Below are 17,124 nucleotides of genomic sequence, written 5' to 3'. Positions count from 1 at the left end.
GCTAAATATGACCGCCTCGCATTCGGGCGCCTCGCATTCGGGCGCCAAACAACGCATTGTCTTTATGGGCAGTCCGGCATTTGCCATTCCCACGCTTGATCGACTTGTCAAAACGCATGATGTATGTGCGGTCTATAGCCAGCCTGCAAAAAAGTCGGGCCGCGGTATGAAACCAACACAAGTTCCAATTGCCGCCTATGCAAACGCTGCTAACATGCCCCTATTTACCCCGGAACATCTGAAATCCGCCGATATTGAGGCACAGCTTGCCGCGCATGAGGCTGATTTGTTTGTCGTTGTCGCCTATGGGTTATTACTGCCGCCGTCAATTTTGGCGATACCGCGGCTTGGCTGTTTGAACGGCCATGCCTCGCTATTGCCGCGTTGGCGTGGGGCAGCGCCAATCCAGCGTGCCATCGAAGCCGGTGACAGTGAAACCGGCATTTCCGCAATGATCATGGAAGCCGGTCTTGATACTGGCCCGGTTGTTGGCAGTCACCGCATTCCGATAAAAAAAAGCGACACCGCCGGAAGCCTGCATGACCGGTTGGCCGCGCTGACGGCGGCCTGTCTTGGCGAGGTCATTGACAGCGCCCCCACCAGCCTCGCAGCCCCGACCCCCCAGCCCGAAGACGGGGTGATCTATGCTGCCAAAATCACCTCTGATGACGCGATGATCGACTGGCAAAAACCTGCCAGCGCGCTTGATTATCATATCCGCGCCTTTGCACCCTATCCGGGGGCTTGGTGTGGTGGGCCAAAGGGGCGGCTGCGGATTCTAGACGCACATCCGGTGCCTCGCCCCGCCGAACATTTGGCCGCAGATGCAGGCCAGTTTCTTGGTAAATACAATAAAAACAGTATGTTGATTTCGTGCGGTAACGATGCATTGGCGATCACGCGCCTTCAGCCTGCTGGGAAAAATGCCATGTCGGCCACTGACTTTTTAAATGGCGCAGGGCTGAAGATTGGTGATCACCTAAAACCGGAAATCGGCGTATCAAACTCATGACGCGGCGCATTCTTATCACCATTGAATATGATGGCGGCCCGTTTGCCGGTTGGCAGCGTCAGGATAATGGCGACACGGTTCAGGCTAGAATTGAAGATGCGGCGGCGGCCTTTTTGCTGGCACCGGTGGCGGTTGCTGGTGCCGGGCGAACAGATTCCGGCGTTCATGCAACCCAGCAAGCAGCGCATCTTGATGTTCCGGATAAATTCACGGCGAACCGTGTAATGGAGGCGCTGAACGCGCATCTTAGCCATGTGCCGATTAGCATTCGCAGCGCCATCGAGGTTCCGGCTGATTTTCATGCCCGCTTCAGCGCCATTGGCCGGCGCTATCTATACCGGATATTGCCCCGCCGCCAGCCACCGGCACTCGATGCAGGGCGGGTCTGGCATCACAAACACCCGCTTGATGCCGCGCAGATGGCAATCGCCGCCAAACATTTTATCGGGCGGCATGATTTCTCCAGCTTTCGGGCCAGCCAATGTCAGGCTCGCTCACCGATTCGCACGCTTGATCGTCTCGATGTTGAAATGGCAGGCGGTGAAATTCATCTTCATGTCGAGGCGCGCTCATTCCTGCATCATCAGGTGCGCAACATCACCGGTACTTTGGCGCTGGTCGGCACCGGAAAATGGCACCCCGATGATGTCAAAGCCGCATTGGACGCCGCCGACCGCAGTGCCGCTGGCCCAACCGCTCCGCCACAAGGCCTTTACCTTGTCGGCGTTGACTACCCGCCAATTGCTGGCAGTCGTGACTGAAGCATATAAAGCAGGCTGACATCAATCATGAATGAGATGCCAATAAAACCAGCCGCCACGCAGCCACCTTTGCCAACGATATCGCGGCCAACCCGCCATAGCCAATAACAGGTCCAAACCGCCACCGGCAATATCATGATGAGTAAGGATTGATCGCCGGTCATCACGACAAGGCTTTGGATGATGCCGCCAAGCAGCTGTTGCAAATTTTCAATCCACAGAAACGGCACGGCAAAGGGCAATAGCTTGGCTGGCCGGCCAAGCGCCCGCAACAGAATATTTATCATCAGAACCAGAAGAACAATACCGATCACATGAAGCAGTATCGCCGCAAAAAACAGGCCAGGCGTGCTATCAAGCCCCGGATAAAGGGTAACGAGAACGGTAAAGACAACTGACGCGGCAATGGCTTGCCACAGGCCGGCTGGCGTCGCATTGTAACTGCCAATTGTCGGCCGCCGGCCGACCATAACAAGCAGCGTCGTGCGCACCATTGATAACAGGCTAGATGGTGATAGATCAGGCCATGATGCCATTTAAACTTCACCCTCAAAAAAACGAACCAACATTTGATGATAGATTTTGGCAAGCTGGTCAATGTCAGCCGCATCGACATGCTCGTCAACCTGATGCATGGTCTGGCCAACAAGGCCAAATTCTGCAACCGGACAGATTGTGGTAATAAAGCGGGCATCAGAGGTGCCGCCACTGGTCGACAGTGCCGGTGTCTGGCCGGTTACTGATAGGATTGCGCCCTGCATCAATTCGGTCAACCTGCCGGCAGGGGTTACAAACGGCAATGCCGAGACACGCCAATTTGCCGTCCACTGGCCGCCGATGCGATCAAAATGTTCTTCCAGCCAGCCGATTAAATCTTCAGATTTATGCTCGGTATTAAACCGGATATTAAATCGCGCCTCAACCGTGGCCGGGATCACATTGCCAGCATCACTAGATGTATCAATGCTGGTCACATTCGCCGTTGACGGGTCAAAATAATCATTGCCGCCATCAAGCGCAGTGCCGTTCACCGGTGCCAACATTGCCAATAGGCGGGTAATCGGATTATCTGCCAGATGCGGATAGGCAACATGACCCTGCACCCCATCAACCCGCAAATGACACGACAGGCTACCGCGGCGACCATTTTTAATTACCTCACCAAGACATACCGGATTGGTTGGCTCGCCAACAACACACACATCAGGCACCTGCTCATTTGTCTTTAGCCATTCAACCATTTTGACCGTGCCAAAATCGGCGTCACCTTCTTCATCACCGGTAATGATCAGGCTGATTGATCCAGCTTGTTCTGTGGCATCAAACATTGCCACTGCAGCAACAAAGGCAGCAACCCCGCCTTTCATATCAGCCGCCCCACGGCCATATAATTTGCCATCAACAAGCGCACCGCCAAACGGGTCGTGCTGCCATTTGGTGATATCACCAACCGGCACAACATCAGTATGACCGGCAAAGGCGAAATGCGGGCCATCAGTGCCCCGGCGCGCAAACAGATTATCAATCCGCTTTTCACCGTCGCCAAATGGCAGCCGCTTACAGTCAAAACCCAGCTTGCCTAATTCATCCTGCAACAAATCAAGCGCACCGCCCTCGGCCGGCGTAACCGACGGACAGCGCACCAGTTTCTGCGCAAGTTGGATGGCATAGGAAGACATTGACTTAATCTCTCAAAAGATCATTCACAGATGTTTTAGCGCGGGTCTTTTCATCGACCTTCTTGATGATAACCGCACAATAAAGTGACGGGCCAGCGGGTCCATCGGCCAATGGCTTGCCCGGAAGGCTGCCCGGCACAACGACCGAATAAGCCGGAACGCGGCCAATATGAACCTCGCCAGTCACCCGATCAACAATTTTTGTCGACGCACCGATAAACACACCCATCGACAGCACCGCGCCAGTTTCCACCACGACACCTTCAACAACTTCGGAACGCGCGCCGATAAAGCAATCATCTTCAATAATGACCGGGCCAGCCTGCAGTGGCTCAAGAACCCCGCCAATGCCCGCACCACCTGAAAGATGCACATTCTTACCGATCTGGGCACAGGATCCGACGGTTGCCCATGTATCGACCATCGTGCCGCTGCCAACATAGGCGCCAAGGTTAACAAAGCTTGGCATCAAAACGGCATTCGGCGCGATAAACGCCGAATGGCGGACAATACAACCGGGAACCGCACGAAAACCGGCATCACGGAACCGTGCTTCATCCCAGCCACTAAATTTCGGCGGCACCTTATCCCACCAAACAGACTCGCCAGCACCCTCATAGATAGTGCCGCTCGGGATGGTTTGCATGTCATTGAGACGAAATGACAAAAGCACCGCTTTCTTTAGCCATTGATTAACCTGCCATTGGTGGTTGCCCAATGGCTCGGCAACGCGTGCCGCGCCGGAATCAAGCATCGCAAGCGCCGTGTCAACAGCGTCACGAATCGCCCCTTTGGTGGCCGCTGATACGGTGTCACGATTATCCCATGCAGCATTGATTTCGGTTTCAAGTTGCGCCAAGTCCATTCTTTTCTCTCCTTGCTTTTGAAAGGCCAGCCGCCCTTCATCATCCTTATAGCTGTTACCGGCTTATGCGTCCATGACAGCATCAATTATCAGAAGTGATAAGCCAGTTGGGGTTTGCATGATTGCTTATCTTTTAACCGGCAAGCGCAAGCGACCGCAAAAACCCTTTTAGATCATCGGCTTTATAATGCACAAACGGTTCATCAGAACCGCGATTTGCCCATTCAATATCGCTTGCCAGCCAGACTGTGCGCATGCCCAGTGCCGCTGCCGGCCGAAGGTTGGCTGCCATATCTTCGATCATCACCGCACCAGTCGGATCAATGCCGGTTTGCTGCAAAAAACAGTCAAACGCATATTGATCCGGCTTGGGGATATAATCTGCCGCGACAATATCAAAAATCTGATCAAAATGATGACGTACACCATAGGCAGATAGAATATTTTCTGCGTGGGGAACGGTGCCGTTGGTAAAGATATGTTTCCGGCCGGGCAGGGCGGCCAGCATTGCATCCAATTCATGGTCATGGTCCAGATCACTGACATCAATATCATGGACGTAATCGAGATAAACTTTCGGCTGAATATTTTCTTCGCTCATCATACCGCGCATAGTGGTTCCATAGCGATGGAACAAATCCTTTTGGATCACCCGCGCATCATCAGCCGGAACGTTGTAATGCGCCGCAACGAATTCGGTAATCCGCACGGATACCCGGCGAAACAGATTCGTCTTGGCTGGATAGATCGTATTATCGAGATCAAAAATCCAATCGCCAATTGAATCGGTTGGGAAAGCAGCGGTCATAGCGGTTATCGTTCTTTCTTGTAAAAATCAGATTTAATCGGCAGTAATCATCGTACCCATACCATGTTCGGTAAACAGCTCGACCAGCAAGGCGTGCGGCGCGCGACCATCCATAATAACGGCGCCTTCAGCACCACCCTGCACCGCCTCGATACAGGTCTCAACCTTGGGGATCATCCCACCGGAAACCGTGCCATCATGGATCAATGCTTCAGCCTCGCTAATGGTGAGACTGCTGATCAATTTACCATTCTTATCCAAGACGCCCTGAACATCGGTCAGCATCAGCATTCGTTTAGCGTTCAGCGCAGCAGCGATTGCCCCAGCGGCAGTATCGGCATTGATGTTATAGGTCTTGCCATCCTCGCCATTGCCAACTGGGGCGACGACCGGGATAAGATTATGCGCCATCAGCGCGTTCAAAACGGTCACATCAACATGCGCCGGCTCGCCAACAAATCCCAGATCAACCGCCTGCTGGATAGCGCTATCATTATTTTTTGAAACGGCCATTAATTTACGGGCGGTAATAAGGCCCCCGTCTTTTCCCGAAACCCCAACCGCACGTCCACCAGCACCGGCAATCGCCGCAACAAGCCCCTTATTGATGCCGCCAGCCAGTACCATTTCAACAACTGAAATCGTCGCCTCATCAGTTACGCGCAGACCATGGACAAAGCTGGACTCGATTTGCAGCTTTTTTAGCATATCACCAATTTGCGGGCCGCCGCCATGCACCACGACCGGCCGCGCGCCCACCTGATCAAGCAGGGCGATATCAGCGGCAAAGGCGTTCACATAATCTGCCTTGCCCATTGCGTGACCACCGAATTTAATCAGAATGGTTTTGCCGGAATAGCGGCGCATATAGGGAAGCGCCTCGACAAGCATTCCGGTTTTTGCCAGCAGATCAATTTGCACCTGGTCAGCTGAATTTTCCATCTTAATAGCCTTTAAAGCACGGCCTGTCCGAGGCCGGGTTTTATAGAAAAAGAACGCAGTTGCCAGAGGCACACCACATAAATACCGGGCTGATTATCGGCAATCCGGCCAATTGCGCAATAGCTTGACGCAATTTAATTCGGTTTCCAGCCCTAAGCTAGACCGGTACCAGTTTTCGGCAAGGCAAAGCCTGCCAGATGCGCCCGCAAGGCTTCGATGCCGGTGCCGTCCTCGGATGAGGTGACAAACAACTCCGGATACGCCGCAACATATTTGCTGATTTTGGTTTGCGTGTCCTTGCAAACCTTTGCCAAGGCTTCGGATTTCTGTTTATCCGCCTTGGTGATAACCACTGCCCAAGACACTGCCGTTTCATCAAGTAAGGCCATAATCTCGTGATCCGTCGGGCCAATGCCGCGGCGGCTATCAATCAGCAAAAACACCCGCTGGAGCGATGGCCGGCCAGCAAGATATTTGCGGGTCAGGGTCGTCCATGCCTTAATGTCGGCCTTTGGCGCTGACGCATATCCATAGCCCGGCAAATCAACCAATTGCAGCCGGTCCGCCAGATTGAAAAAAATCAATTGCCGGGTGCGGCCGGGGGTTTGTGATGTGCGGGCCAGCATGCGCCGACCGGTCAGTCCATTAACCAGCGACGATTTGCCAACATTTGAACGCCCCACAAAGCAAATTTCCGGCAGGGTTACCGGCGGCAGTGCCTTCATGTTGTTGGCGGCGGCAATGAAATCACACTGGCCGGCAAATAACAGCCGACCAGACTCGATTACACTGGCTAGCTGCTCTTCGCCACTTGTTTCATGATGTACCATTGCTGCGCCATTGAAAGGAGGTTGTTCCATGTCCAGTAAATCACCAAACCGGCCGGGAATGTGGCAAGCAGGAAGGTAAAGAAGAATGGCATGAATTGGAAAATCTTGGCCTGAACCGGGTCAGGCGGCGCCGGATTCAGCCGCATTTGCAGAAACATTGAGATGCCCATCAAAATCGGCCATGCACCAAGCTGAAGGAATGGCGGCAGAAAATCGACCGAATAAGGCAGCAATCCGAAAATATTGAAAATTGATGTTGGGTCAGGCGCCGACAAATCTGCAACCCAGCCAAAGAATGGCGCATGGCGCATTTCGATCGTCACAAACAGCACCTTATAAAGCGCAAAAAACACCGGAATCTGCAACAGAACAGGCAAACAGCCGGCTGCCGGATTCACTTTTTCTGCCTTATAGAGCGCCATCATTTCCTGATTTAAACGCATCCGGTCATCACCAAAACGTTCACGAAGCGACTGTAGCTTCGGCGTTAAAATCCGCATTTTTGCCATTGAGCGGTATGATTTATTGGCAAGTGGGAAGAATGCCAGCTTGATCACCACGGTAAAGGCAAGGGTTGCAACACCAAAATTCCCAAACAGCTGGAACAGATAATCAAGCGCATAGAAGAACGGCTTGGTCAGGAAATAGAACCAGCCAAAATCAATCGCCAGATCAAAATTTGGGATGCCCATCTCTTCCTTGTAATAATCGAGCAGCGCCACTTTCTTGGCGCCTGCGAACAGCCGACCTTGGGTGCTGACCGCAGACCCTGCGGCAAGTGTCAGACCCTTATTATCGATGTAATCGACTTGATACCGGTCGGCAGTACCTGGCAAGGACTGAAAGCTGTAGGTGAATTTTTCCTGCTGCGATGGCAACAGGGCCGCAAGCCAGTATTTGTCAGTGATACCAATCCAGCCACCAGCGCCCTCAGGCGTGATCTTGATACCGCCAGCAGCCGCATCTTTCAGGTCGGAATAATCTTCTTCTTTCAGGGTTTCATCAAACACCCCAAGCGGGCCTTCATGCAAAATATAGATGCCGCTTGTTGGCGGCGTTCCCTGACGACGGACCAGACCAAAAGGATACATCGTGATGGCGTTGCCAAGCGTACTGGCGACCGCATCATCATAAGTAATCAGATAATCATCATTGATCGAGATTTTCCGGGTAAATACTAGTCCCTTGCCATTATCCCAACGCAATGTCACCGGGCTTGATGGCGACAGGAGGTCACGATCCGCACTCCACAAGGTTTGTGCCGAAGGCATCGGCTGATCAGCATCCGAGCTGGCCCAGCCAAATTCGGCAAAAAATGGCGCTTGGGAACTGGTTTTTTTCAAAAAGTGAATATTATCAGACTCGGTATCCAGCGTCTCACGATAGCTTGTCAGGATAATATCGTCGATCCGCGCACCCTGAAGTGAAAATGATCCTTGAACGAGCGGCGCATCAATGGTGACACGCTTGGCAGTATCAGCAGGAGCAATTTCCTGCACTATCATACCGGGCATACCGGGCGTTGGATTTGCCGTGGTGCCATTGCTGGCAATTGTTGGCGTACCCGCAGCAGCATCGGCTTCGCGTTTGGCGGCTTGCTGTTCGGCGATCAGGGCTTGCTGTGCCTGTTCCTTTTCGATTTCAGGTTGAATGACCAATATCTGCCAGCCAAACAAAACAGCCATTGACAACGCAACAGCCAGAATCAGATTACGATTTTCGGGAGTCATTCACCTAACCTTTAATTTTTGGCATTCCTATTTTTGACAATCTTTTGTCCGTTCAAGAATTCAGGCACTGGATCGACCTTTGGTTCAGCCCAAGGGTGACAGCGCAGGATACGTTTTAGCGCATAGTAAGATCCATGCAAGGGTCCATGTAGGATTACTGCATCTTTCGCATATTGCGAGCAGGTTGGCAAATGCCGGCAGTTTGCCCCCAAAAGCGGCGAAATCAGCAGGCGATAGGCACCAATCAGCCCCAGCAAAGCCGTTACTGCCGCATTCTGCAGCAACGCGCCAGCCCGACTCATGATCGCGCCTTTGAAAATGGTACTGATTTGGCCGCAATGGTGCGATTCAGATAGCGAACCGCTTTTTCAAGCCCATGTCCCATCTCTTGCCAGTTCGCAGTCGCCGTGTCATGGCGCGCAATCAGCACATAATCCATACCCGGCTTGGCAAGCCCTGATAAGCGTTCACGGGCCAGCGCGCGCATACGACGACGCGCCCGATTACGCGTCACGGCATTGCCAATTTTTTTGGTAGCTGTGAGCCCGACCCGCCATTCTTCTGATTCGCGAAAAACGGCTTGGATCACGAGGCCTCGAGCAAGGGCTTTTTCACCCTTGGAACGCGCCGCAAGGAATCCGGCGCGTGACGGTATGGTTTTCATATCAGACACCAGAAATAGGTATCCTTCAAAACGCAGTTACGCTGAGAGGCGCGCACGACCTTTTGCACGGCGAGCTTGGATAACCCGGCGACCACCAACGGTGGCCATACGTGAACGGAAACCGTGGCGGCGCTTGCGAACCAATACGCTTGGCTGATAGGTGCGTTTCATCTGAACGCTCCTTTATGGCTGTTAATCGAGAAAATTACTGAGTGCGGGGTATAGGCGGCATGGCAACGTCTGTCAATGATATTTGCACCTGCACACCAAGGATTTTGGCACCAAACAGCAGCATTAGAACGCCCAAATCGGTAACCGCGCCGCAACGCGCTGCGTATTTGTCCACAAATTTGGCGTGTTTTGTATGAGTTTGGAACCATTTGCATGAGCAAACCTCGCGTAACTCTCATACAATTTTGGCAGAATTACTAACAGGTTTAAGGTTTTGCCAGCGTGGGGCTTTGCCCCGCTAAACGTCCAGTGTTTGGCTGATCGGCACAAGGCCGCCACACCTTTGAGAAGGATGACCGCGTATCAAAAAATGCAATAGGAGCCGTGACATCTTGAAATTATTTAGTCTCAAACCGCAGAATTGTGTGATTCTTATTCTTGTCGTATCGGTGCTTATTGGTCTGATCTCGCTTTTGTTTCTATCCATCCAGCGCAGTCTTGTGATCCAGCATGAATGGAAAAAACTCTCCGCAAACTACAGAAAGGCCCGCCAGAATGGCGATAATACATCCAAGATTAGCCAGCTTTCGCGACTTGGGAGTTATGATTTAGTTGCGCTTCGCATTATTGATCGCAGCCCCAGCATGTTGGCGCCGGCAACGCTAGACGACCTCAACATCGTTGGTTAGCTTATCTATAATTTCAACCCAAATAACACGCCGCAGCGCCATGTATTCATGAGTCAAAATACGGGTATTTCTCAAATCATCCCGACAATGGCCATGATCGTCACAAGCCATGACAAGCCAATCGAACTAATTGGCAGAATTGACAGTCAAATCGTCGGCTTCACCATCGATCAGCAAACGATTTATCATCAAACTTTGGGGCACGCATCTTTCCTTATCATCATCGTTTTAGGGATCAGTATTCCGACCTGCCTGATTGTTTTATGGCTACATTTGCGGTTTCAGCGCCACCCTTTACGCGACCTATTGAAAATCCTGCGGCTGATTTCTGGTGATCCAACCATCATTCAACCGATTCCAAACAGCCTTCAATCTTTCGGCGACCTGCAAACTGTTGCCCAAGCAATCGAGGATTTGCAGCGCAATATGGCACGTGAACTCACCCAGCGTGAACGGCTTGCCGATATTGGCGAGGCTGTTGCCAAAATCAATCACGACATCCGAAATGTTCTAAGGTCGGCAACGCTTGTTAGTGATGCTTTGTTGTCAGCCAATGATGAAAATGTGCGCAAATCGGCACCGCTAGTTCTGCGCTCACTCGAACAGGCGGTCGATCTATGCCAATCGATGCTTGATTACCTTGCCCCAACACCTGAGCCACGCCCGCAGAATTTTAATTTTCCAAAACTGCTTGCCGAAATTAAGGCAGCATCGTTGCTGGAATTACATTTTCAGGGGCCAGAATTGATGTTTGCCGACCGCCAAATGATGTTTCGCATTTTGCTAAATCTTGCCCGTAATGCCGGGACGGCTGGTGCCAAATCTATGTTTGTTGAGGTCTGGCAAGTTGGCCATCTCGCTATTATCGACATTGGCGATGACGGCAGTGGCATTCCACGACCCGCCTGGCCGGATCTTTTCTCACCCTTCAAAAGCCGGCAAAGCAGCGGTGGCGGGCTGGGGCTGGCGATCGCACGCGATTTAACGATTGTCCAAGGCGGCATGCTTCGGCTGAGCCGGTCAAGCAGCGAAGGTTCTGAATTTAGGCTTCAATTTACGATGCGGACATTCCCGACCCTGATCACCAAACCGGTACTGTCTTGGCACAAGTTTGGGGCATAAGATTGGGGAATAAAATTGCGCCCGCTTAAACCCGATAGAAAAATCTTATGGCGGATACGGGCTAACGCTGGCCGATGATCGGCGTTGATGGTTGCGGCTCAAGATCCCACGGAAAGAAAATCCATGTATCTTGAGAGACCTCGGTGACAAACGTATCGACAAGTGGCCGGCCTGCCGGTTTTGCATAAACCGTTGCCAGATGAGCTTTTGGCATCATGGCTTTTAAGGCTTTCGCCGTCTCGCCAGTATCGACAAGATCGTCAACAATCAGCCATCCGCTGCCATCCCCCGCCATCGGTGACGGTTTCAAAATATCAAGATCACCACGCTTGTTACCCGAATAAGACGAGATGCAGGCCGTATCTATAAGACGAATTTCTAGTTCACGCGCAACAATAGCAGCTGGCACTAGCCCGCCGCGTGTAACCGCGATCAACCCCTCAAACGGGCCCAGCTCAAGCAGGCGCCATGCCAACGCTTTCGAGGTGCGATGCAGCTCTTCCCACGAAACTGGGAATGATTTTATGCGCGGGTCTGTCATATTATCCATCCATGACCAAAAACAGAGGCGATTGGCCCCCTGCCGCGCCATCATATCGGTTTCGGTTAAATGCTGTAAAGCCAAAGCAAGCCTGATCTTGTATTTTTGCTATCAGAAATTGAGGCCGCCAGCATCATCCATAAAATTCGTCTGTAAAGAAAGTGGATGCAAGGGGATGAATATTCACTTGCAAGCACGTCAGGCTTGACCTATGTTGCGGCGGATTGGACGGCATTAATGCGCTGCTGCAAAGCACCGCCTTTTTTGCAAATCGCCAAAGACGCGCTCGTAGCTCAGCTGGATAGAGCACCAGACTACGAATCTGGGGGTCGGGAGTTCGAATCTTCCCGAGCGCGCCATTTCCTTACAAAGGTTAAGCCATCCTATTGATCTTCAAAGATTCTTTTGAATTGCCGTGAGGGTGGGTAGTACAGATGGTATACCATGACATGGCCTCTTACCTGTGGGTTAAGGGGCAAACCTATTACTTTAATAGGCGTGTGCCTAAGGATGTTCAGGCACACTACAAAGCTTCCAGAATCGTTATTTGCTTAAAGACAAGCAGAAAAGACCAAGCTATTCGTGCAGCTAGGTCTATCGCACAGAGGCTTGAAGACTATTGGATGTCTTTGAGGCTGGCTAACCTAGATATACCAGCCTTTCATTTGCTTAGAGGTGAGCCTCAGAAGCTATCTCAATCCTCCTGTATGACTCTTACAGAGGCTTTGGACCTGTATCTAAGGCTGAAGGGTGTCAATAAGGATAAGACCTTCCACAGAGGTGCTGAGAGGAACATCCAGTCAGTAGTAGATGTACTGAGTGATAGGCCCTTAGATGAATATTCATCCTCTGATGCTGCTGCTTACAGGGATTACCTTCTTAAACGAGGTCTTACGACTAACTCAGTTAAGAGGAACTTTGCCACCATCAGGTCTGTTATCAATCTAGCTATTCAAGAACATGGCTTAGAGTGTAAGAACGCTTTCTCGCGTGTTTATCTTCCTGACCTTGATGATGCCAAGAAAAGAAAACCTATACCTATTGAGAACATCAGAGAGATACAGAAGGAATGTATGTCTATTGATGATGAAGCCAGGTGGCTAGTAGCACTCATATCAGACACAGGCATGAGGTTATCTGAAGCTGCTGGTCTGAGTGTAGATGATATAAAGCTGGATTGTGAGATACCTCACATAGACCTGAAGCCTCACTCATGGAGAGGTCTAAAGACAAGGGGCAGTCAAAGACAGATACCACTGGTAGGAGCCTCCCTGTGGGCTGCTACGAGAGTTAAGGAGACTAGTACTACTAGTCCTTATGCCTTCCCAAGATACACATCACCTAAAGGGACTAATGCCAACTCAGCATCAGCAGCAATTAACAAGTGGCTTAAGCCTAGAGTATCAGATGGGTGTGTAATTCACTCCTTCAGGCATAGCCTCAGAGACAGGCTGAGGGCTGTTCAATGTCCATCAGACATGATTGACCAGATAGGCGGGTGGTCTACTGCTGGTGTAGGACAGAGTTATGGAGAGGGGTATGTGTTGGATTTGACAAAGAGTTGGATGGATGAACTAACGAAATAGCCACTTAAGCTAGTTTATATATACCTGACCGTTCACTACCAACCTTTATAACAATGCCGCACTCAATAAGGTTTTTAAGTGACCTATAAAGTGAGGGCGTTGGTATATCCTTTGTTAATTCGTGTACTTTTAGGTCTTGCAACAAAGCTTCGCTTTGACCGTCATTGGATAGCAGAACGATAGACGCAAGAACCTGTTGGTCTGTATTGGTCAACCCATCCAGTCCTAAATCTGCTTCCATTGACTTGGTGACCCGCAATAGGTCGGCATAAATCTTTCTGTTTGCCATTTGCTTCTCTTACGACGAAAACCCTTGTTTACGCATATATCTAGCTACGAACATGATAGTTAACATCCCTACAATCAAGCCCATTACATCCCCAAGAATAAAGCGAGTTATGACTTCAAGAATTAGGGCAGCATCAAAATAACCAGATTTCAGCCATGTTGAACCTAGCGAGTTAATGATTGACGCCAAGACACCGCCGAACAGTACAGTGCGCCAGCTGACTATACCCGCATCCTTTGGGTAGGCATCTATTTTACAAAACCGCATAAACTCAAAAGCCATTACTGCTGATGATGCAGCAAAGGTTGCTAGAATTACTTCCAACAGTAATTCATAGCCCTGCGGAGGCGATACGCCGCCAATCAGGGATACAGCAATGCCAACTGGAATCATAGCGATGAGTGATTTAGGGCCTAATAACCATGCACTCAAAACACGAACTGCGTGAGGCAAGAACAGGAAGCTGGCAAATATAGCGTTCTCGTTGGTGAGGCTGATTTCAAAAGGCAGTATCAAATATCGCCAAATAACGAATGTGAGCAGATAGGCAAGCGTGGTTATGCCAAGCCAGTGTTGGGTAAATTTACGTAGTATACTCAATCAGCCCCCCCTCACGGCAATTCAAAAGAATCCTTGAAGATCAATAGGATGGCTTAACCTTTGTAAGGAAATGGCGCGCTCGGGATGCTATCATTGCCTTGCTTATGCGTCATCTTTGAATGACCTCAAGTAATATCAGTATGCTAAAGAACCCTAGACATCCGTCAATAGGCGCAGATGGTATAAACTGTTGCGCGCTATTTGCTTTTTGACCGTACGCACAGCCTTTATAAAGGCCTAAAGCCATGTTGAGCGGGTGTTAGTGAAAAACCTTGCCCGGGTTCAAAATGCCCGCCGGATCAAACCTAGCCTTAATTCCGGCCATCAGATCAACCGCATCCCCCATTTCCTCGAACAACGAGTCGCGCTTGCCTTGGCCAATGCCATGCTCGCCCGTGCAGGTACCACCAAAAGCCAACGCCCGCGTCGTCAGCCGTTTGGCAAAGGCGCTCACCTTGTCATTCATCGCATCATCATCCGGCATCGCCAGCGGCAGGACATGAAAATTACCATCGCCAACATGGCCCACAATCGGTGCGGTCAGACCATTTTCTTTGATGTCTTTGATGGTTTCCTCGACACATGAGGCAAGGTTTGAAATCGGCACACAAACATCAGTTGCATAGGCCTTTGCCCCCGGGATAAGCGCCAGCGCCGCCCAATAGGCATCATGCCTTGCCTTCCATAATTTGCTGCGTTGTTCTGGCTCATTCGACCATTGAAAATCTGAGCTTGTAAGTTCGGCACAAATTGCGGCAAACCTCTTTACATCATCATCCACAGAAACTGCCGAGCCGTGGAACTCAACCAGCAATAGCGGCTCTTCGGGCAGATCCAGCTTTGAATAGGTATTACAGGCGCGAACTTGCAGCGGATCCAATAGCTCTATCCGTGCCATTGGAATGCCCATCTGAACTGTCATAATCACCGCATCACAGGCCGCGTGAATGGTGGGAAAAGAACAAATGCCACCAGCGATGACCTCAGGAATACCATGCAGCCGCAAGGTCAGCTCGGTGATAATGCCAAGCGTGCCCTCAGATCCGATGAATAGCCGCGTTAAATCATAACCGGCTGATGATTTACGCGCACGCCCGCCAACCCGGACGATGCGCCCATCGGCCATTACCACCTGCATCCCCAAGATATTGTCGCGCATGGTGCCATAACGAACCGCATTCGTTCCCGAAGCACCCGTTGCCGCCATGCCGCCAATACTGGCATTCGCGCCCGGGTCAATCGGGAAAAACAACCCACTATCACGCAGATAATCATTCAGCGCCTCTCGGGTAATGCCGGGCTGTACCACCACATCCAAATCTTCATTATTCACCGCTAGCACCTGATCAAGCTGGTTCATATCAATCGAGATGCCGCCATATGGCGCGTTGACATGCCCCTCAAGTGACGAGCCAGCACCAAACGCAATCACCGGACAGCCAAGCTTGTGACAGGTTTGCATGATGCTGGAAATTTCTTCGGCACTCTTGGCAAAAATAACTGCATCAGGTGGCTGGTTGGGCATTCTAGTGGTGGTGTGACCATGCTGCTCACGCACCGTTTGCGCAACGCTTAACCGGTCGCCAAACTGCTGTTTTAATACAGCAATTGCCTGATCTATCGAGTCCTGATTAAACGTCATTTTCCCTCGCCTGACACAGTCTTTCTACCGCGAAAAATCTAGCATAGAATTGCCCTAACGTACAAATTCCTAACAAACAATAAGGCTTGACGCAGTGGTCTTTTGATTGAAAAGTTTTTGGATGAAAAATGTGTCGTGGATGCCGCTTTTATGCCAAGCAGTAATAGGGGAAAAAGATGGGATTACTTACACAAGCGCAAAAAGACAGTTTTTGGCAAGATGGCGTTCTACTCGTCGATAATGCGGTCTCGGCGCGCCAGCTGACCGCCCTTCGCACAGAATTTCAAAGCTGGGTAGATGAAAGCCGAAATCATAATTGCGACTATGGTGAGACAATGGATGGGCGAGCAAGATTCGACCTACAGCCCGGCCATAGCGCAACAACTCCAGCGCTTCGGCGCGTCCAATCACCCGAAGAGGTCTCGCCCCTTTATGAAGATGTAATGCGCAACGCCCGCACCGTTGATTATTGCGCTGAATTGCTTGGCCCCAATATTCGCTTTCATCACGGCAAGGTAAATTCAAAACTGCCCGGCTCGGCAACTGCGGTGAAATGGCATCAGGATTTTTTATTCCAGCCAATGACCAATGACGACATGATCACCTGCTTGCTGTTTGTTGATGACGTAACATTTGAGAATGGGCCGCTTGAGATTATCCCGGGCAGTCATAAAGGCCCGCTTTATCCGCACTGGCATAATGGCGTATTTACCGGTGCCATTGATGACAGCATTATCGAACCGCAGCATGACAAGATTGTTAAATGCACTGGCAAAGCCGGTACGGTCTGTTTGATGCACGTCAATCTGTTGCACGGGTCAGCGCCTAATTTATCTACCACACCACGGACACTTTATATCACCACCTATTATGCCGAAGATGCGATTGAATTAAGCCCAAACCATTTACCAAGCCGGTTCACGCATGAACTGGTGCGGGGCACAGAAACAGGCAGTGTCCGCTGTTCTCAATATGCGATGCAATTGCCAGCTATTCCCAAAGGCACATCCTTTTTTGCCCAGCAAGAAGGCACCGATATTTAAGGCGGCAAAGGGGCGCGTCTCATTCGGCCGCAAGACCAAAACAGCCCACTGGCTACACCCCCCTTGTTACTTTGCGGTAAAGACCTGTATGTTTGGTAACGGTTCAAGGTAACACATAATTTCTGGGTAGCGCATATTTGAAGGATTTTT

20 protein-coding genes and 1 tRNA gene are annotated in these 17,124 nt (G+C 50.9%); 7 read left to right on the top strand and 14 right to left on the bottom strand.

Going from position 1 to position 17,124, the window contains the following annotated elements; translation table 11 throughout:
• Nucleotides 1-7 precede the first annotated feature (7 nt).
• Together fmt and truA are read left to right on the top strand one after the other, a co-directional pair.
• Nucleotides 8-1,012, top strand: coding sequence for a methionyl-tRNA formyltransferase (gene fmt / locus AB8881_07745; GenBank protein XDZ62445.1), 1,005 nt, complete (start codon nucleotides 8-10; stop codon nucleotides 1,010-1,012).
• Complete coding sequence (gene truA / locus AB8881_07740) at nucleotides 1,009-1,773, top strand: tRNA pseudouridine(38-40) synthase TruA (protein ID XDZ62444.1); 765 nt, start codon at nucleotides 1,009-1,011, stop codon at nucleotides 1,771-1,773. Before fmt ends, truA begins: the two co-directional genes overlap by 4 nt.
• Here truA and AB8881_07735 read toward each other — a convergent pair.
• From AB8881_07735 to rpmH, 10 genes are all read right to left on the bottom strand, one after another.
• Nucleotides 1,743-2,309 carry a hypothetical protein gene (locus AB8881_07735; protein ID XDZ62443.1) on the bottom strand — a complete coding sequence of 189 codons (567 nt, stop codon included), beginning with the start codon at nucleotides 2,307-2,309 and terminating at the stop codon, nucleotides 1,743-1,745. The two genes, truA and AB8881_07735, sit on opposite strands and share 31 nt — an antisense overlap.
• Entirely contained in the window at nucleotides 2,310-3,452 is a 1,143-nt protein-coding gene (gene dapE / locus AB8881_07730; protein ID XDZ62442.1) for a succinyl-diaminopimelate desuccinylase, read from the bottom strand.
• Between the two features lie 4 nt (nucleotides 3,453-3,456).
• Nucleotides 3,457-4,317 (bottom strand): 2,3,4,5-tetrahydropyridine-2,6-dicarboxylate N-succinyltransferase, encoded by an 861-nt coding sequence (gene dapD / locus AB8881_07725; protein XDZ62441.1) that lies wholly within the window; start codon nucleotides 4,315-4,317, stop codon nucleotides 3,457-3,459.
• A 133-nt stretch (nucleotides 4,318-4,450) separates the two neighbouring features.
• Nucleotides 4,451-5,125, bottom strand: coding sequence for a pyrimidine 5'-nucleotidase (locus tag AB8881_07720; GenBank protein XDZ62440.1), 675 nt, complete (start codon nucleotides 5,123-5,125; stop codon nucleotides 4,451-4,453).
• 33 nt (nucleotides 5,126-5,158) lie between these two features.
• A complete protein-coding gene (gene argB / locus AB8881_07715) occupies nucleotides 5,159-6,067 on the bottom strand; it encodes an acetylglutamate kinase (GenBank protein XDZ62439.1) in 909 nt (302 codons plus the stop codon).
• Between the two features lie 152 nt (nucleotides 6,068-6,219).
• On the bottom strand, nucleotides 6,220-6,897 hold the full coding sequence (gene yihA, locus AB8881_07710; GenBank protein ID XDZ62438.1) for a ribosome biogenesis GTP-binding protein YihA/YsxC: 678 nt from the start codon (nucleotides 6,895-6,897) through the stop codon (nucleotides 6,220-6,222).
• Complete coding sequence (yidC, locus tag AB8881_07705; GenBank protein XDZ62437.1) at nucleotides 6,861-8,627, bottom strand: membrane protein insertase YidC; 1,767 nt, start codon at nucleotides 8,625-8,627, stop codon at nucleotides 6,861-6,863. The genes yihA and yidC overlap by 37 nt, the downstream gene beginning before the upstream one ends.
• An 11-nt stretch (nucleotides 8,628-8,638) precedes the next feature.
• Nucleotides 8,639-8,929 carry a membrane protein insertion efficiency factor YidD gene (gene yidD / locus AB8881_07700; protein XDZ62436.1) on the bottom strand — a complete coding sequence of 97 codons (291 nt, stop codon included), beginning with the start codon at nucleotides 8,927-8,929 and terminating at the stop codon, nucleotides 8,639-8,641.
• Nucleotides 8,926-9,291, bottom strand: a complete 366-nt coding sequence (rnpA, locus tag AB8881_07695) for a ribonuclease P protein component (GenBank protein ID XDZ64532.1) — start codon at nucleotides 9,289-9,291, stop codon at nucleotides 8,926-8,928. Before rnpA ends, yidD begins: the two co-directional genes overlap by 4 nt.
• Nucleotides 9,292-9,327: 36 nt before the next feature.
• A complete protein-coding gene (gene rpmH, locus AB8881_07690) occupies nucleotides 9,328-9,462 on the bottom strand; it encodes a 50S ribosomal protein L34 (GenBank protein ID XDZ62435.1) in 135 nt (44 codons plus the stop codon).
• A gap of 392 nt (nucleotides 9,463-9,854) precedes the next feature.
• Here rpmH and AB8881_07685 point away from each other — a divergent pair, with 392 nt between their 5' ends.
• Entirely contained in the window at nucleotides 9,855-10,151 is a 297-nt protein-coding gene (locus AB8881_07685) for a hypothetical protein (GenBank protein XDZ62434.1), read from the top strand.
• A gap of 48 nt (nucleotides 10,152-10,199) precedes the next feature.
• On the top strand, nucleotides 10,200-11,273 hold the full coding sequence (locus tag AB8881_07680; protein ID XDZ62433.1) for a sensor histidine kinase: 1,074 nt from the start codon (nucleotides 10,200-10,202) through the stop codon (nucleotides 11,271-11,273).
• A gap of 61 nt (nucleotides 11,274-11,334) precedes the next feature.
• Here AB8881_07680 and gpt read toward each other — a convergent pair whose 3' ends face one another.
• Nucleotides 11,335-11,814 (bottom strand): xanthine phosphoribosyltransferase, encoded by a 480-nt coding sequence (gene gpt / locus AB8881_07675; GenBank protein ID XDZ62432.1) that lies wholly within the window; start codon nucleotides 11,812-11,814, stop codon nucleotides 11,335-11,337.
• Nucleotides 11,815-12,096: 282 nt separating this feature from the next.
• Between gpt and AB8881_07670 the strand changes: the two genes are divergently transcribed.
• Both AB8881_07670 and AB8881_07665 read left to right on the top strand, forming a co-directional pair.
• Nucleotides 12,097-12,173 (top strand) — tRNA-Arg (locus AB8881_07670).
• A gap of 75 nt (nucleotides 12,174-12,248) precedes the next feature.
• A complete protein-coding gene (locus AB8881_07665; GenBank protein XDZ62431.1) occupies nucleotides 12,249-13,400 on the top strand; it encodes a DUF6538 domain-containing protein in 1,152 nt (383 codons plus the stop codon).
• Between the two features lie 4 nt (nucleotides 13,401-13,404).
• On the opposite strand, the gene AB8881_07660 is transcribed toward AB8881_07665, so the two are convergent.
• From AB8881_07660 to AB8881_07650, 3 genes are all read right to left on the bottom strand, one after another.
• On the bottom strand, nucleotides 13,405-13,689 hold the full coding sequence (locus AB8881_07660) for a hypothetical protein (GenBank protein ID XDZ62430.1): 285 nt from the start codon (nucleotides 13,687-13,689) through the stop codon (nucleotides 13,405-13,407).
• Nucleotides 13,690-13,698: 9 nt separating this feature from the next.
• Nucleotides 13,699-14,289: a hypothetical protein gene (locus AB8881_07655; GenBank protein XDZ62429.1), complete on the bottom strand. Its 591-nt coding sequence runs from the start codon at nucleotides 14,287-14,289 to the stop codon at nucleotides 13,699-13,701.
• Nucleotides 14,290-14,548: 259 nt separating this feature from the next.
• Nucleotides 14,549-15,931 (bottom strand): FAD-binding oxidoreductase, encoded by a 1,383-nt coding sequence (locus AB8881_07650; GenBank protein ID XDZ62428.1) that lies wholly within the window; start codon nucleotides 15,929-15,931, stop codon nucleotides 14,549-14,551.
• A gap of 176 nt (nucleotides 15,932-16,107) precedes the next feature.
• Here AB8881_07650 and AB8881_07645 point away from each other — a divergent pair, with 176 nt between their 5' ends.
• Nucleotides 16,108-16,974, top strand: a complete 867-nt coding sequence (locus AB8881_07645; protein XDZ62427.1) for a phytanoyl-CoA dioxygenase family protein — start codon at nucleotides 16,108-16,110, stop codon at nucleotides 16,972-16,974.
• Nucleotides 16,975-17,124: the final 150 nt, after the last annotated feature.

It is taken from the genome of Alphaproteobacteria bacterium LSUCC0396, assembly GCA_041228345.1.
In the GTDB taxonomy this organism is placed as follows: Bacteria; Pseudomonadota; Alphaproteobacteria; order Puniceispirillales; family Puniceispirillaceae; genus UBA3439.
Note: the sequence above shows the minus strand (reverse complement) of the source record. Positions and strands in the feature narration are given on the sequence as shown.

What these genes read in the sequence shown, in the direction of transcription:
- yidD (XDZ62436.1), bottom strand. Translation starts at nt 8,929, where the DNA reads ATGAGTCGGGCTGGCGCGTTGCTGCAGAATGCGGCAGTAACGGCTTTG.
- AB8881_07660 (XDZ62430.1), bottom strand. Translation starts at nt 13,689, where the DNA reads ATGGCAAACAGAAAGATTTATGCCGACCTATTGCGGGTCACCAAGTCA.
- AB8881_07735 (XDZ62443.1), bottom strand. Translation starts at nt 2,309, where the DNA reads ATGGCATCATGGCCTGATCTATCACCATCTAGCCTGTTATCAATGGTG.
- AB8881_07665 (XDZ62431.1), top strand. Translation starts at nt 12,249, where the DNA reads ATGGTATACCATGACATGGCCTCTTACCTGTGGGTTAAGGGGCAAACC.
- rnpA (XDZ64532.1), bottom strand. Translation starts at nt 9,291, where the DNA reads ATGAAAACCATACCGTCACGCGCCGGATTCCTTGCGGCGCGTTCCAAG.
- AB8881_07645 (XDZ62427.1), top strand. Translation starts at nt 16,108, where the DNA reads ATGGGATTACTTACACAAGCGCAAAAAGACAGTTTTTGGCAAGATGGC.
- AB8881_07680 (XDZ62433.1), top strand. Translation starts at nt 10,200, where the DNA reads ATGAGTCAAAATACGGGTATTTCTCAAATCATCCCGACAATGGCCATG.
- fmt (XDZ62445.1), top strand. Translation starts at nt 8, where the DNA reads ATGACCGCCTCGCATTCGGGCGCCTCGCATTCGGGCGCCAAACAACGC.
- yidC (XDZ62437.1), bottom strand. Translation starts at nt 8,627, where the DNA reads ATGACTCCCGAAAATCGTAATCTGATTCTGGCTGTTGCGTTGTCAATG.
- argB (XDZ62439.1), bottom strand. Translation starts at nt 6,067, where the DNA reads ATGGAAAATTCAGCTGACCAGGTGCAAATTGATCTGCTGGCAAAAACC.
- yihA (XDZ62438.1), bottom strand. Translation starts at nt 6,897, where the DNA reads ATGGTACATCATGAAACAAGTGGCGAAGAGCAGCTAGCCAGTGTAATC.
- dapE (XDZ62442.1), bottom strand. Translation starts at nt 3,452, where the DNA reads ATGTCTTCCTATGCCATCCAACTTGCGCAGAAACTGGTGCGCTGTCCG.
- dapD (XDZ62441.1), bottom strand. Translation starts at nt 4,317, where the DNA reads ATGGACTTGGCGCAACTTGAAACCGAAATCAATGCTGCATGGGATAAT.
- AB8881_07650 (XDZ62428.1), bottom strand. Translation starts at nt 15,931, where the DNA reads ATGACGTTTAATCAGGACTCGATAGATCAGGCAATTGCTGTATTAAAA.
- rpmH (XDZ62435.1), bottom strand. Translation starts at nt 9,462, where the DNA reads ATGAAACGCACCTATCAGCCAAGCGTATTGGTTCGCAAGCGCCGCCAC.
- gpt (XDZ62432.1), bottom strand. Translation starts at nt 11,814, where the DNA reads ATGACAGACCCGCGCATAAAATCATTCCCAGTTTCGTGGGAAGAGCTG.
- truA (XDZ62444.1), top strand. Translation starts at nt 1,009, where the DNA reads ATGACGCGGCGCATTCTTATCACCATTGAATATGATGGCGGCCCGTTT.
- AB8881_07720 (XDZ62440.1), bottom strand. Translation starts at nt 5,125, where the DNA reads ATGACCGCTGCTTTCCCAACCGATTCAATTGGCGATTGGATTTTTGAT.